The sequence below is a fragment of the Paenarthrobacter sp. YAF11_1 genome (assembly GCF_052113445.1).
In the GTDB taxonomy this organism is placed as follows: Bacteria; Actinomycetota; Actinomycetes; order Actinomycetales; family Micrococcaceae; genus Arthrobacter.
The window spans coordinates 147,519-161,384 of sequence record NZ_JBFRDF010000002.1 but is presented as its reverse complement, the minus strand read 5'-3'; the positions used below and the strand labels follow the sequence as shown (position 1 = coordinate 161,384).

Annotated in this window: 11 protein-coding genes; 5 read left to right on the top strand and 6 right to left on the bottom strand. The window is 63.6% G+C overall.

Going from position 1 to position 13,866, the window contains the following annotated elements; translation table 11 throughout:
- Nucleotides 1-55: 55 nt before the first annotated feature.
- Entirely contained in the window at nucleotides 56-1,219 is a 1,164-nt protein-coding gene (locus AB4Y77_RS04810) for a site-2 protease family protein (protein ID WP_442013122.1), read from the bottom strand.
- Nucleotides 1,220-2,032: an HAD family hydrolase gene (locus tag AB4Y77_RS04805; RefSeq protein ID WP_442013121.1), complete on the bottom strand. Its 813-nt coding sequence runs from the start codon at nucleotides 2,030-2,032 to the stop codon at nucleotides 1,220-1,222.
- A gap of 30 nt (nucleotides 2,033-2,062) precedes the next feature.
- Between AB4Y77_RS04805 and AB4Y77_RS04800 the strand changes: the two genes are divergently transcribed.
- Nucleotides 2,063-2,968: a PAC2 family protein gene (locus tag AB4Y77_RS04800; RefSeq protein ID WP_442013120.1), complete on the top strand. Its 906-nt coding sequence runs from the start codon at nucleotides 2,063-2,065 to the stop codon at nucleotides 2,966-2,968.
- 80 nt (nucleotides 2,969-3,048) lie between these two features.
- Here the strand turns inward: AB4Y77_RS04800 and mshC are convergent, their stop codons facing one another.
- Together mshC and AB4Y77_RS04790 are read right to left on the bottom strand one after the other, a co-directional pair.
- Complete coding sequence (gene mshC / locus AB4Y77_RS04795; protein WP_442013119.1) at nucleotides 3,049-4,326, bottom strand: cysteine--1-D-myo-inosityl 2-amino-2-deoxy-alpha-D-glucopyranoside ligase; 1,278 nt, start codon at nucleotides 4,324-4,326, stop codon at nucleotides 3,049-3,051.
- Between the two features lie 15 nt (nucleotides 4,327-4,341).
- Nucleotides 4,342-5,175: an undecaprenyl-diphosphate phosphatase gene (locus tag AB4Y77_RS04790; protein WP_089595127.1), complete on the bottom strand. Its 834-nt coding sequence runs from the start codon at nucleotides 5,173-5,175 to the stop codon at nucleotides 4,342-4,344.
- Nucleotides 5,176-5,227: 52 nt separating this feature from the next.
- On the opposite strand from AB4Y77_RS04790, the gene AB4Y77_RS04785 reads away from it, so the two are divergent.
- Nucleotides 5,228-6,160, top strand: a complete 933-nt coding sequence (locus AB4Y77_RS04785) for an aldo/keto reductase (protein ID WP_442013118.1) — start codon at nucleotides 5,228-5,230, stop codon at nucleotides 6,158-6,160.
- Between the two features lie 6 nt (nucleotides 6,161-6,166).
- On the opposite strand, the gene rfbA is transcribed toward AB4Y77_RS04785, so the two are convergent.
- Nucleotides 6,167-7,033: a glucose-1-phosphate thymidylyltransferase RfbA gene (gene rfbA / locus AB4Y77_RS04780; protein WP_442013117.1), complete on the bottom strand. Its 867-nt coding sequence runs from the start codon at nucleotides 7,031-7,033 to the stop codon at nucleotides 6,167-6,169.
- 53 nt (nucleotides 7,034-7,086) lie between these two features.
- On the opposite strand from rfbA, the gene rfbB reads away from it, so the two are divergent.
- The 3 genes from rfbB (at nucleotide 7,087) to AB4Y77_RS04765 (ending at nucleotide 12,510) form a co-directional block, all read left to right on the top strand.
- Nucleotides 7,087-8,085 carry a dTDP-glucose 4,6-dehydratase gene (gene rfbB, locus AB4Y77_RS04775; RefSeq protein ID WP_442013116.1) on the top strand — a complete coding sequence of 333 codons (999 nt, stop codon included), beginning with the start codon at nucleotides 7,087-7,089 and terminating at the stop codon, nucleotides 8,083-8,085.
- Between the two features lie 3 nt (nucleotides 8,086-8,088).
- A complete protein-coding gene (locus AB4Y77_RS04770; RefSeq protein ID WP_442013115.1) occupies nucleotides 8,089-9,498 on the top strand; it encodes a sugar nucleotide-binding protein in 1,410 nt (469 codons plus the stop codon).
- A gap of 189 nt (nucleotides 9,499-9,687) precedes the next feature.
- The gene (locus AB4Y77_RS04765) at nucleotides 9,688-12,510 is read left to right on the top strand and encodes a WecB/TagA/CpsF family glycosyltransferase (RefSeq protein WP_442013114.1); all 2,823 of its coding nucleotides are present in this window, start codon (nucleotides 9,688-9,690) and stop codon (nucleotides 12,508-12,510) included.
- Here the strand turns inward: AB4Y77_RS04765 and AB4Y77_RS04760 are convergent, their stop codons facing one another.
- Complete coding sequence (locus tag AB4Y77_RS04760) at nucleotides 12,511-13,860, bottom strand: hypothetical protein (RefSeq protein ID WP_442013113.1); 1,350 nt, start codon at nucleotides 13,858-13,860, stop codon at nucleotides 12,511-12,513.
- Nucleotides 13,861-13,866: the final 6 nt, after the last annotated feature.

Here is a 13,866-nt window from a genome sequence, read left to right as displayed (position 1 = left end):
AAATCAATGGGTTCTTCGGTAAAACCGCCGGCATGCAACTCTACCGGCAAGGATGTCAGGGGCGCCCGCTCCGGCGGGCTTCCTTACCTGTTATGGCCGTCACTACTGCCTGCTGGCGGAGAAGCCCGGTGACGATTCCGTTGTGGTCCACCACAGCGTATTCGCCGCCCTCAAGCCGTGCCAAGTACTGGATCAGTTCCTGGCCCTTGGACCATTCCGGGACGTAAGCCCCGGCGCCGAGGGCGTGGGCCACTGCGGTGACCGGCGTCGTCGTCGTCGACTGCGGCGGTACTGCGGCCGCTGCGCCAAAGTCCACCACGCCCTGCGGTTTGCCATCCGGCCCACAAATTACGACGGCGGGACTTCCGGACGGTGATATGTCCAGGACATCGGCCACGGTGGCGGAGTTCGGTACGCCCACGGCGCGCTCTGCCAGGCCCGCAGCGCTCACGAGGTAGAGGCGGCTGCGAAGTTTCGCGTGATGAATGGAACTGGACGCGCCCATCCACAGGAAACCGCAGACGAGGACGGTGATGAGCATGAGGTTGATGTCCAAGGGCGAACCGCTGAGGAGCGGCAGTCCGATGAACCAGATGACCAGTGCGGCAACGATGATACGGCCGGACCAGCCGGCGGCGATGGTGCCTTTGTCCTGGCTGCCTGTCGCTTTCCACACGGCCGACTCCACCAAACGCCCGCCGTCCAGAGGCAGTCCAGGGAGGACATTGAAGAGTCCGATCAGGAGGTTGGCCCACATCAGGATGTTGGCCAGGATGTCCGAGACCCCGTTGAGGAGGCCTGTAGAGAGGACGGCCCACATCCCGGCCGCCAGGACGAAGTTGGAGGCAGGGCCGGCCAGGGCGACCACTACTGAACGTCCGGGTGAAGCCGTGAAGTTCTCGAACTGGGTGTGGCCACCCCAGAGGTTCAGCACAATCTTTTCCGTGGGCCAGTTGAAGACTTTGGCGCTCAAGGCGTGCGCCAGTTCATGGACCAGGACAGAGACGGCCAGGAGCAAGGCGTAACCCAAGGCAACGAAGTAGGCCCCGATGCCGAGATCCGGCATCCGTACCAGGAGCGCGGGTCCGTACACGATGACCGTGAAGCCTGCGATCACGAACCATGAGTAGGCGAGAAAGACAGGGATGCCTGCAATCTTTCCGAGGGGTATGCCGTCCTTCTTGCTGGTTGCGTGATGCGGGGTGGAGGAGCTTGTCACCTAGTTGGCCCCTTCGAGGAGGTTTGCTGCCTGAAAGCGGTCAACGACCAGTTGCTGGACATCGGAGGCAGTCCTGCCCACCAGAGTGTCCCACATGACCATGCGGTGATCCTCCGGCAGTGGTACCTGATGCGGAATTCCCACGGTGACCACGCCCGAAGCGATGGCCGCAGTGGCGCCCGGAATGGAATCCTCCAGGGCGACGCAGTGGTGGATCGTCAAAGACGGGTCATCCAGGCGGAGGCGTTCCACGGCCGTAAGGTACGCCTCGGGGTGCGGTTTTCCGTTGGCGACGGTATCCCCGGTGACCATGAACTCGAAGTAGGGCTTGGGCAGGCTGTCCACTACAACGCCGGCCAGCGGGCCCTCGGACATCGTCACCAGGGCGCAGCGGATGCCTGATTGGTGGAGTTCGTCCAACAATTCGCGGGCGCCGGGACGCCAGGGAACTTCCTTGCGGACCTGCTCAATGACCTGGGCGCTGAGCGTATCCACGATCTCGCGGGCTTCAAGCCCGACTCCGGCGGCTTGCAGGACAGCAGCGGAATGCAGCAACGACTGCCCCACCAGTTGCATGGCTTGCTGGTGGGACCAGCTCCCGCCATGTTCCTCCACCAACGCGCGCTCGGCAGCGATCCAGTAGGGTTCGGTGTCCACGAGTGTGCCATCCATATCCCAGAGCACGGCTTTGAGGAGGGGCTGGCTGGGTGAGGAATGCATGGTTTCCAGTCTACGTGGAACCGGGCGACCGGCTGTGCCTGCTTTGCGCTGTGGGCGAATACCGGACACGCACCCACATGAAATGCCATGCATCCACGAGGGTCTTGGACGTAGGGTGAGTGGATGAACAGTGTGGACGGGACACCCGAAGGACAGGACACCACCGCGGAGCCCGAGCGTTTCCTCAAGGAACCTGCGGAAGGCCAGCGTGTCACCGTAATGCTCGCCGCCTTCGAGGGCTGGAACGATGCCGGTGAAGCCGCCAGCGATGCGCTGCACTATCTCAACAAGCTGTGGGACGGCAAGAAGGTTGCCACCGTGGATGCCGAGGAGTACTACGACTTCCAGTTCACGCGGCCTACTGTGCGGCGGACATCCTCCGGGGCCCGCAAGGTCAAGTGGCCCTCGACCCGCATCTACAAGGCAGCGGTACCGGACAGCAACGTGGACGTCGTCTTTGTCCTGGGCACCGAACCTTCCTATCGTTGGCGTGCCTACACCACGGAATTGCTGGTCCACGCCGAAGCCCTCAAGGTTGACTCAGTCATTCTGATTGGCGCGTTGCTGGCTGACGTGCCCCATAGCCGTCCCATCCCGGTGAGCACCACCACCGAGGACAGCTCATTGCGGGAGCGGCTCAACCTTGAGGCCTCCCAGTACGAGGGGCCCGTGGGCATCGTAGGTGTGCTCGCTGAGTTTGCCATGCTTGCAGGCTTGCCGACTGTCTCCTTGTGGGCAGCAGTCCCCCACTACGTGGCCCAGCCGCCCTCCCCCAAGGCCCAGCTAGCCATTTTGCACAAGGTTGAGGATCTGCTTCAGGTTCCGCTGGACAGCTTGGCCTTGGCTGAAGAGTCGGAAGCCTGGGAGCGCGGCGTGGACGAACTCGCCACCGAGGACCCGGAAATTGCCGCGTATGTGCGGCAGTTGGAGGAGGCCAAGGACACAGCGGATCTTCCTGAAGCGTCCGGGGAATCCATAGCCCGCGAATTCGAGCGGTATCTCAAGCGACGCGGCAAGGAACGGCCCTGACCCGCCAACACCGGAACAAACCAGCAGCGGCCCCGACGTCATGTCGGGGCCGCTGCTGTGTTTCCAAGGATTTTGTGGGATCAGAGTTCGACGCCAAGCAAAGCATTGATGGCGTCAGCAACGACGGCACTGTCGTGTTCGGACGCCGCAGCATTGGTCTGCTGGGCGTCTTCCGCCCAACGATCGATCGCTGCAATGGCTCCGGGCGCGTTGAGGTCGTTGGCCAGTTCCTTGCGCATGGCGGCCACCAGCGGTCCCGCTGAACCTGCCTGGGCATGCTCCGCTGCTTCACGCCATCGCGCCAGCCGCCTCTTGGCTGCCTCGAAATCCTCATCGGTCCAGGACCAGTCCGAACGATAGTGGTTGGCCAGAATCGCCAGGCGGATGGCCGCCGGTTCTTCACCAGCCGCGCGGAGCTTGGAGACAAGAACAAGGTTGCCCTTGGACTTGCTCATCTTCTCTCCGTCCAGGCCCACCATGCCGGCATGTGAATAGTGCCGTGCCAGCGGCACTCCGGACAGGGAGTACGCGTGGCCGGCACCCATTTCGTGGTGCGGGAACACGAGGTCCGAGCCTCCGCCTTGGACAGTGAAGGGAGCCGGAAGGTACTTCTGTGCGATGACCGTACATTCGATGTGCCAACCGGGCCGGCCGTCTCCCAGAGAGCCTCCGGGCCAGCTTGGTTCGCCGTCACGGGCTGCACGCCAGAGCAGGGGGTCCAGTGCGTGGCGTTTTCCGGCCCTTGCGGGATCTCCGCCGCGTTCGGCGAACAGCGCCAGCATCTCTGTTTCACCGAGTCCCGACACTGCCCCCAGGGTCCAGGCGTCTGTTGCGTCCGAGCGCTTGCCGGCCATTTCGACGTCGTAGTAGACATCGCCGTCGGGCTCACCGTCAGAACCGTGAACGCGGTAGGCAACGCCGTCAGCAATGAGGCGTTCGATGGCAGGCACGATGTCCGGGATGGCTTCAACGGCGCCGATGTAGTGATCGGGTGCCAGGACATTGAGTGCGTCCATGTCTGTCTGGAACAGCTCGATCTGGCTCTGGGCCAGTTCGCGCCAGTCCACGCCCGTGGCCGTGGCGCGCTCGAGCAGGGGGTCATCAATGTCGGTGACGTTTTGGACGTAGGAGACGCGGAGGCCAGCGTCGCGCCAGGCCCGGTTCAGGAGATCGAAGGCCACGTAACTGGAGGCATGACCCATATGGGTCGCGTCATACGGCGTGATGCCGCAAACATACATGGACTGTTCCGGTTGCCGTTCAACCTCCACTACACGGCCAAGGGCTGTGTCGAACAGCCGTAGTTGCGGCATGCTGCCGGGCAGCTCAGGAACAGGGCGGGAGGTCCACGATTTCACGACTCAACCTTAGTGCTAGGCACTGATGACATTGAAATACAGCAAGACATACAAGGCCAGGCCCAGGAGGATCCGGTACCAGACGAACAGCCGGTAGCTGCGGGTGGAGACGAACTTCAGGAACCAGCCAATGATGATGTAGCCCACCACGAAAGCGATGACCGTAGCCATGGCAGTCTCCGCCAAGCCGTAAGGACCGGCCAGGCCATCATTGGAAACCGTTTTGTACAGCTGGTACAGGCCACTGCCGAAGACAGCCGGGATGGCCAGCAGGAACGAATACCGGGCAGCGGCTTCACGGGTGTAGCCCATGAGGAGCCCGGCCGTGATGGTTCCACCGGAGCGGGAGACCCCCGGAATCAAGGCCATGGCCTGGGCGAACCCGTACAGGATGCCGTGCTTGTACGTCAGTTGTGTGAGATCCCTCTCCTGCCGCCCGATCGCATCCGCGACAGCCAGGATCATGCCGAAGACGATCAGCATGGTGGCGACGATCCACATGCTGCGCAACACCGACTCGATCTGATCCTGGAACAGCAGGCCCAGCACGATGATCGGGAGGCTGCCCAGGATGACGAGCCACCCCATACGGGCATCGGGATTGCTGCGTTCGACTTTGCCGGTGAGGGACCCGAACCAGGCGCGGACGATCCTCACGATGTCGCGCCAGAAATAGACGATGACGGCGGTTTCGGTTCCCAGCTGCGTGATGGCAGTAAACGCGGCACCGGGATCGGAGGCATTCGGGAGGAATGAGCCGACGATCCGCAGGTGTGCGCTCGAAGAGATCGGGAGGAATTCGGTGAGGCCCTGCACCAGGCCCAGCAAGGCTGCTTCTATCCAGTTCACGTGAATAGACCCTACGTCATGAAGACTGGGAACTCCCCGTAAGCTAGCAGCTATGCAGCAGCGTTATGTCGGGAACAGTGGGTTCCGCGTGTCCTCTTTGTCCCTTGGAACCATGTCCTGGGCACAGGAGACCGATGAGCAGGACGCTGCCGAAGTTCTCCACGCTTTTGTCGCTGCCGGCGGCACGGTGGTCGACACGGCAGCCTCCTATGCCCAAGGCCAGGCCGAGGCAATGCTGGGTTCCATGCTGGGCGACGTCGTGGCCCGCTCCGAACTGGTCATCTCCACCAAAGCCGGCGCGTCGTCGTCGGACTCAAGGCGCAGCATCAATGCATCACGCGGGGCCATGCTGTCCGCGCTCGATGCCAGCCTCGCAAGGCTGGGAACCGACTACATCGACATTTGGTTCGCCCACGAGTGGGATGCCAACGTACCTCTTGATGAGACCCTTTCAGCGCTGGAACTGGCCCAGCGGACCGGCCGCGCCCGGTACGTGGGAATTTCCAACTACAACGGCTGGCAGACCGCCAAAGCCGCTGCCGTGGCCGGATTCACCCTGGTAGCCAACCAGTCGGAGTATTCCCTGGTCCAGCGGAAGGCCGAAGACGAACTGATCCCTGCTGTGGAAGACGCCGGATTGGGTCTTATGGCGTGGGCGCCGTTGGGCCGGGGCGTCCTTAGCGGCAAATACCGTGGACAGATTCCAGCGGACTCCCGCGCCGCGCAGAACCGCCTCGCCGCCTATGTTGAGCCGTACCTGGAACCGAGGGCTTCGCGTGTGGTGGAAGCGGTGGCCATGGCCGCCCGCGGGCTGGGGCGCACCCCCCTGGATGTTTCATTGAGCTGGCTGCTCTCACGCCCCGGTGTCGCGACGGCAATCGTCGGGGCGAGGAACGCCGTCCAGCTCAAGGAACTGCTGGACGCACAATTGACGGCCTTGCCTGCGGAGATAGGACGCGCCCTGGAGGACGTTTCGGCCCCGTAGCCCGGTCTATTGGCGGTCCAGGATGTCCAGCAGGTAGTTGCCGTACCCGCTCTTGGCCAGCTTGGCAGCCTGCTGGCGAAGTTCGTCGTCGTTCAGGTAGCCCATCCGCCACGCCACCTCTTCCGGTGCGCCGATCTTCAAGCCCTGCCGGTTCTCAGTGGTGCGAACGTAGTTTGAAGCATCGTTCAGGTCACTGAAGGTGCCGGTGTCCAACCATGCGGTTCCGCGGGGGAACTTCTGTACGTGCAACCGGCCAAGGTCCATGTACTTCCTGTTGATGTCCGTGATTTCCAGTTCCCCGCGCGGGGAGGGTTTGAGGTCCTTGGCCATGGCAACCACGGTGTTGTCGTAAAAGTACAAGCCGGGGACGGCGTAATTGCTTTTGGGCATGGACGGTTTCTCTTCAATGGATACTGCCAGGCCGTCGTCGTCGAACTCCACCACACCGTAGGCGGACGGATCCTTGACCCAATAGCCGAAGATGGCACCGCCATCGACATCCACGAAGTGGCGCAACTGGTTGCCCATGCCGGGTCCATTGAAGATGTTGTCCCCGAGGATCAGGGCCACCTTGCCTGACCCGATATGCCGCTCCCCCAGGATGAACGCCTGGGCCAACCCGTCCGGCGTCGGCTGTTCCGCGTAGGTAAGGTTGATGCCGAACTGGGAACCATCGCCCAGGAGCCGCTGGAACTGGGTGGCATCGCCGGGAGTGGTGATGACGAGGACATCGCGGATCCCTGCGAGCATCAGTGTGCACAACGGGTAATAGATCATGGGCTTGTCGAACACGGGAACCAACTGTTTACTGATTCCGAGCGTGATGGGATGGAGCCTTGAACCCGTCCCACCTGCAAGAATAATTCCTCGCAAACCTGCCGTCCTCACCTGTGCCCTGTCCCGCCGCGGACGGCTACTCTAGGGCCATGCAGAGAATCCTTGTCACCGGCGGGGCCGGATTCATCGGATGCAACTTTGTCCACTACATCATGGGGCACACCGGCCTTCATGTCACGGTCCTGGATAAATTGACCTATGCAGGCAATCTCGAATCCCTTGCCGGGCTGCCACCTGAACGCCTCGAATTTGTCCAGGGTGACATCTGTGATGCCGCGGTGGTGGATCCGTTGACTGCCGCAGTGGATGCAGTGGTGCATTTTGCTGCCGAGTCCCACAACGACAACTCCCTGGAAGAGCCCCGGCCCTTCCTTGACACCAACCTGCTGGGAACGTTCACCCTGATCGAAGCCGCTCGAAAGCACGGCACCCGGTTCCATCACATCTCCACGGACGAGGTCTACGGGGACCTTGCCCTGGATGAACCGAGCCGGTTTACCGAAGACTCCGTCTACCGGCCCACCAGTCCTTACTCCGCCACGAAAGCAGGCTCGGACCTGCTGGTACGGGCATGGGTCAGGTCCTTCGGCCTCAAGGCAACCATCAGCAATTGCTCCAACAACTACGGTCCGTTCCAGCATGTTGAGAAGTTCATCCCGCGGCAGATCACCAACATCCTCGAGGGCACCCGGCCGCGCCTCTACGGTAATGGCCGCAACGTGCGCGACTGGATCCACGTCGAAGACCATTCGTCGGCAGTGGTGGCCATTCTTGACGGTGGCCGAATAGGCGAAACTTACCTGATTGGGGCCGACGGAGAACGGTCCAACAAGGAGGTGGTGGAAAAGTTGCTGTCCCTCACCAACCAGCCCAGCGACGCCTACGACCTGGTGACCGACCGCCCAGGCCATGACCTCCGCTACGCCATCGATTCAAGCAAGCTCCGCCGTGAACTGGGGTGGTCGCCCCGGTATTCGGATTTCGACGCCGGCCTGGCTGCCACCGTTCAGTGGTACCGGGACAACGAGGACTGGTGGCGGCCCCAGAAAGCCTCAACGGAATCCAAATACGCCGGCCAGGGTCACTAAGCCGTGGAGCCGGCACAGCAGCTGCGTTCACGGACCACGCCGATCCCCGGGTTGGTGCTTTTCGAGTTGCCGCTTCACGGGGATGACCGAGGATGGTTCAAGGAAAACTGGCATCGGAAGAAGATGCTGGACCTGGGGCTCCCGGATTTCGGGCCGGTGCAAAACAACATCTCCTTCAACGCTGCGCGGGGAACTACCCGGGGAATCCATGCCGAACCGTGGGACAAGTTCATTTCGGTTGCGACGGGGAGGATTTTCGGCGCGTGGGTGGACCTGCGCGAAGGGCCCGGCTTCGGCACCATGTTCTGTGCGGAAATGACGGCCAAGGATGCGGTGTACGTTCCCCGCGGTGTTGGAAACGCCTTCCAGACCCTGGACGATGACACGGCGTACACATACCTGGTCAATGATCACTGGAGTGCTGAGGCGCAGAAGGACTACACCTTCCTCAACGCGGCCGATGACTACGTGGCCGTTCCGTGGCCCATTCCCTTGGACCGTGCTGTCCTGTCGGCCCAGGACAAGAACCATCCACGCTTGCGGGACGTCAAGCCCATGCAGCCGCGGCGGACGCTGGTCCTCGGAGCGGACGGGCAACTCGGCAAAGCCTTGCGGAGCGCGTATGCCGGAGAGACCAGCGTGGAATTCGCCGACAGGGCCGGCTTCGATCTCACTGCCCCTGAATTGTTCGCGGAACGGAACTGGGGGAAGTACTCCACCATCATCAACGCGGCAGCATTCACGGGAGTTGACGCTGCAGAAACCGCGGAGGGCCGTGAGGCCGCCTGGGCCATCAACGCAACTGCCGTGGCCCGCTTGGCGAGGACCGCCGTCGAGCATTCACTGACGCTGGTCCATGTTTCCAGCGACTACGTCTTTGACGGAACTGCAGACGTTCACCGGGAGGACGAGAACCTGACGCCCCTGGGGGTGTACGGCCAGAGCAAAGCAGCTGGAGACGTGGCCGCGGCGACGGTTCCGCAGCATTACATCGTGCGGACCAGTTGGGTAGTGGGCCCGGGTCGAAACTTTGTTCGAACCATGGCCGCCTTGGCCGCCCAGGGGATTTCGCCGTCCGTGGTTGATGACCAATGGGGCAGGCTGAGCTTCGCCGTCGACGTCGCTGCCGCGATCCGCCACTTGGTGGACCATCAGGCCCCGTATGGCACGTACAACGTCAGCAACAGCGGCGAGCGGGCATCCTGGGCCGGCATTGCCCGCGATGTGTTCCGGCACTGCGGAGCCGATCCCGGCCGGGTGCAGCCCGTCAGCACTGCAGACTATGCCAAGCCCGGTACCGCGCCGCGCCCCCGAAGCAGCGTTCTGGACCTGTCGAAGATCCGGGCCACCGGATTTGACCCGGCTCCGGCACACCTGCGCCTGGCGGAGTATTTGGAGGGTTTGGAACCCTAGCGGCGTCCGGAAAAAGGGCCTACAGTGGCCGTACGGCAGCCCGCCCCAGGTGGGCCCGGGAGACAACTCAAGTGAACACGTTGGATGGGCAGCCTTGGCTGTCCGCGGCGATCCAGGCAGTGCAGCAGCATGGATCGCCGGCTCAATTGTTGTGTCCTGAGCTGGACCCTGAAGCCTGGAGAGCCGAGAATGCTGCTGCCGAAGATCGCGCCCCGACAAGACGCACTCCCCCACCCTTCATCCGCCCTGGAGATGAACGGCAGCGCACTGCTGCTGGCTCCCCGCGGGCGCCGGTCCAAAGGCTGGTCCGGCCGAGGCCGCTCCACGACGGGCAACGCCACCGCAGGCCGCCCCAGCCCAGGCAAAGCCAGCGCAGAGCAATCGGTGAACCTGGGTGGCGCCTTGGTGAACCTGATGGACTTCGAGCGGGCTGTGGAGCTGATCATGGACCGTGCGCAGTCCGGCGGTGCGAAACCTATGGGCGTCTGTTCCGCCAATCTTGACCACCTCCGTCATTTCGGCGCAGGTAGCCGGTGGAACGGAACGCTGGACCAGCCTGCACCGGTGGAATGGCTGACACTGCTCGACGGCGCGCCATTGGTGACCGAAGCGGCCAGGGTCACGGGTCAGGTGTGGCCACGGCTGGCCGGCAGCGATGTGGTGGAACCCTTGCTGGATGAGGCCGAACGCCGGGGTCTTCGCGTGGGTTTCCTGGGTGGAAGCCCGCAGGCGCAGGAACTGATCCGGAAGAGGTTTGCCCGGGAACGTCCCGGTTTGACGGTGGCGGGCTGGTGGGCTCCAGAGCGTCCCGTCCTCGTGGATGTGCACGCATCGACGCTTCTGGCGGCGAACATCGCTGACGCCGGCGTGGACGTCCTGGTGGTGGGTTTGGGAAAGCCACGGCAGGAGCTCTGGATTGCCGAATATGGGCAGCTGGCGGGGGCCAAGGTCCTGCTGGCCTTCGGAGCGGTTGTTGATTTCCTCGCCGGCAGGATCAGGCGCGCTCCGGTGTGGGTGAGCACCCATGGACTCGAATGGGCGTGGCGGCTGATGCTTGAACCGCGACGGCTGGCCCGCCGGTACCTGGTGGACGGCCCGGCGGCCTACCTGACGCTGAGGACCTCCAGTAGCAGTGCCGCCCCGCCTGACCCGGTGGCCTCGGCTGCGGGTGGCCTTTCCCCCGCCGTTACCAGCGCCCCGGAGGACGGGCCCAGCCGTGCTCCGGGGCAGTTCGTCCCGGCAGGGGCAAGGGCCGATGTCGCAGTGCTGGTGGTGACGTACAACAACGCCGAGGACGTCCCGGCGTTGGTTGCCAGCCTGCGGGAAGAAACGGTGGCGCAGTCCATCAAGGTCGTGGTGGCGGACAACTCCCCCGATGACCGGACCATGGACGAGGTACTGAGGCATCCCGACATCACTGCCGTACGCACTGGGGGCAACCTCGGGTACGCCGGCGGAATCAATGCCGCAATGCGTATGGCCGGAGACGCGGACGCGTATCTCATCCTGAATCCGGACCTCCGGGTGGAGCCTGGTGCGGTAGCTGCGATGCGTCGAAGGATGGCACTGTCGGGCGCTGGAATGGTGGTTCCTGTCCTGCTGGATGACGACGGCACTGTGTACCCATCGCTGCGGCGGGAGCCTGGCGTTCTGCGAGCGCTGGGTGATGCGGCTTTGGGTGGCCGGGTGCAGGGCAGGCCGGGGTGGTTGTCTGAGATGGATTTTGATCCCGAGAGTTACCTCCATGCGCACCGCGTTGATTGGGCGACGGGTGCCGCGCTGTTGATCAGTGCCGATACTGCCAGGGACGTGGGCGGGTGGGATGAGCAGTTCTTCTTGTATTCGGAGGAAACGGACTATTGCCGGAGGGTCCGTGATGCGGGCCGTTCGATCTGGTGTGAGCCGTTGGCCCGGATGTGGCATGAACGTGGGGGTTCGGGGTCTTCGCCGCAGTTGACGGCGTTGATGTCCGTGAATCGTGTCCGGTATGCAGCGAAGTATGGCGGCCGGGGCAGGGTGGCGGCGTTCAGGGCTGTGGTGTTGGTTTCGGAGCTTGTCCGGCTCAATAGGCCCGGGCATCGTGAGGCTGCTTTGGCTGTGGTGGACCGGAGGCGGTGGAAGGCGTTGCCTCATGCTTCCAGCGGCGAACGGTCTGCTGCGCAGCAGTCCCTGATACAGGGCATGGCGCCGCCATCAGGTGCGGTGATCATCCCCGCCCATAATGAAGCCTCCGTCATTGGGCGGACGCTTCAATCGCTGGAGGGGGTGGCTGCTTGGGGCACTGTGGAGGTCATTGTGGCGTGCAACGGGTGCACGGATGGGACGGAAACCGTTGCTTCGGGGTTCCGGGGGGTGAGGGTCCTCCAAGTAGAGGCGGCTTCGAAGTCTGCTGCTTTGAACGCGGCGGATCAGGTGGCGGAGCGTTGGCCCCGCCTTTATCTTGACGCGGACATCGAGGTCAGCACGGAGGCCGTCCACGCTGTCTTGACCGCACTGGGGGACGGTCCGCTGTTGGCGGCCCGTCCGGCGTTCCGCTACGACACTGTGGGCGCTTCGGCATTGGTGCGGTCCTACTATCGGGCGCGGGCCAGGATACCGTCGAACGCCCAGGGGCTGTGGGGTGCGGGTGCGTACGCCCTGGGCAGGGCTGGCCATGATCGCCTGGGTGGGTTTCCGATCCTGACGGGTGATGACTATTACGTGGATCGCCTTTTCAGTGGGGTGGAGAAGGCTGTGCTGCCCACGGTGCCTGTGGTGGTGCGAACCCCGCGGACCCGGTCAGCCCTGCTGGCTGTCCTTCGCCGGGCCTACCGTGGCAACGCGGAACAGGACGGGCAGGAGCGTGGGGCTGGGACGTCCCGGACGGTGCGGCAGCTTATTGCCGCCGTCAGGGGGCCGTTGACGGCGGTTGACGCCGTAGTTTACGTGGCCTTCGCCGTTGCCGGCCGCCGTCGTCCGCTGTTGGGGCGTTCGGTGTCAGCCGGCTGGGAGCGGGACGACAGCAGCCGTTAGTCAGAAGCCGCAGCTCCCGCCGCCTTCGATGCGGTAAAGGTGGACGGTGTTTCCGTCAGAGAACGTGTCGGTGAAGGTGCCGCCCACCATCGGGATGGTCCGGTTTTCGTCAATCACGACGGCGGTGCTGCCGCCGCACTGGACGTGGAAGCTTGCCTGGCCGCCGGCGTTCTTGTTCGCCCCGGCGAAAACATGGACTTTTCCGTTGTGGAGTTTGGTGGTGAAGTCCACGGGGCCTGTGGCAGTGGTGGCACCGTCGAGGAACGGGGCGTTGAGGACGGGGGCGAGGGCGGTGATTTGTTGGTTGAGCGCAGTCACGGTGGGGCGGACCTGTACTCCGCAGTCGCGGAGGACGTGTTGGGAGATGCAGGGGCCGCCGAAGTTGTGGTTGAAGTAGATCACTCCCCTGGCGCCGTGGATCAGGCTGCTCCATACTGCTGCGCGGATCTGTGGCGCTGTGATGGTGGTGGCGTTGGCGGAGTCCTTGAAGGGGTGCCCGGCTTCGACGAAGGCCCAAATGGGTGTGGCGTTGCCGCCGGCCTGCAGGGTCCGTACCCGCTCGATGGTCCAGCCGTAGTTGGCTGCCAAGCGGCATTCATCCTGTGTCAGGTCCCGGGTGTAGTTAACAATCGCACCGCCTTCGCCTTTGGCGCAGATGCTGGGGTCGGTGAACCAGTAGGTGTCTGCGGATACGACGTCCTGGATTCCTTTGAAGAATTCCACGGATTCTTCGTCGGAGAGCCAGAAGGCGATGCCCTTGCCGTAGTTGGAGTACAGCATGGCCCCCGGGGGTGCTGCTGCGCGCCGCTCGTTCTGGACGGTGTACCCGCATTTGCTGCTCTCCGGCACGCAGAGGGGGCCTTCGCCGGGGTACTTTCCCGTCCAGGGAGCACTGCCGGGCCCTGCCCACATGTCTACTTCGTCGCTGAGGGCGAAGCCGGAGGCGTCCGGGGACTCGAAGGTCGGTATGGCGTACATGCCCGACGCCTTCACCAGGTTCAGGTCGGAGTTGGCGGTCAGCTCAACGTAGGTGTTGAGTCCGGCTTCCGTGTCCAGGGCAATGTTTCCTTTGTCCAGGACGCTTTCGAACCAGACTGCGATGGGGAAGAACGAGGGATCGCCTGGGAGGCCGCCCTTGAACCGTCCGTAGTAGTCGGCGCCACCGTCTATGGGGCGCAGCGTCACCCCTTCATGGCCTGCTGCCAACGTTGTTGAGGCGTTGCTTGGCCCTTCTTCGGGTGTGGCCGCCCCGGCGAAGGGACCTACTCCGCTGGCAGCAGCAGCCGCAACGGCGACGGCAAGGCCGGCGAGAACAGTCCCGCCGAGGACCCCGGCTGTCCTTGGTTTCACGGGCTA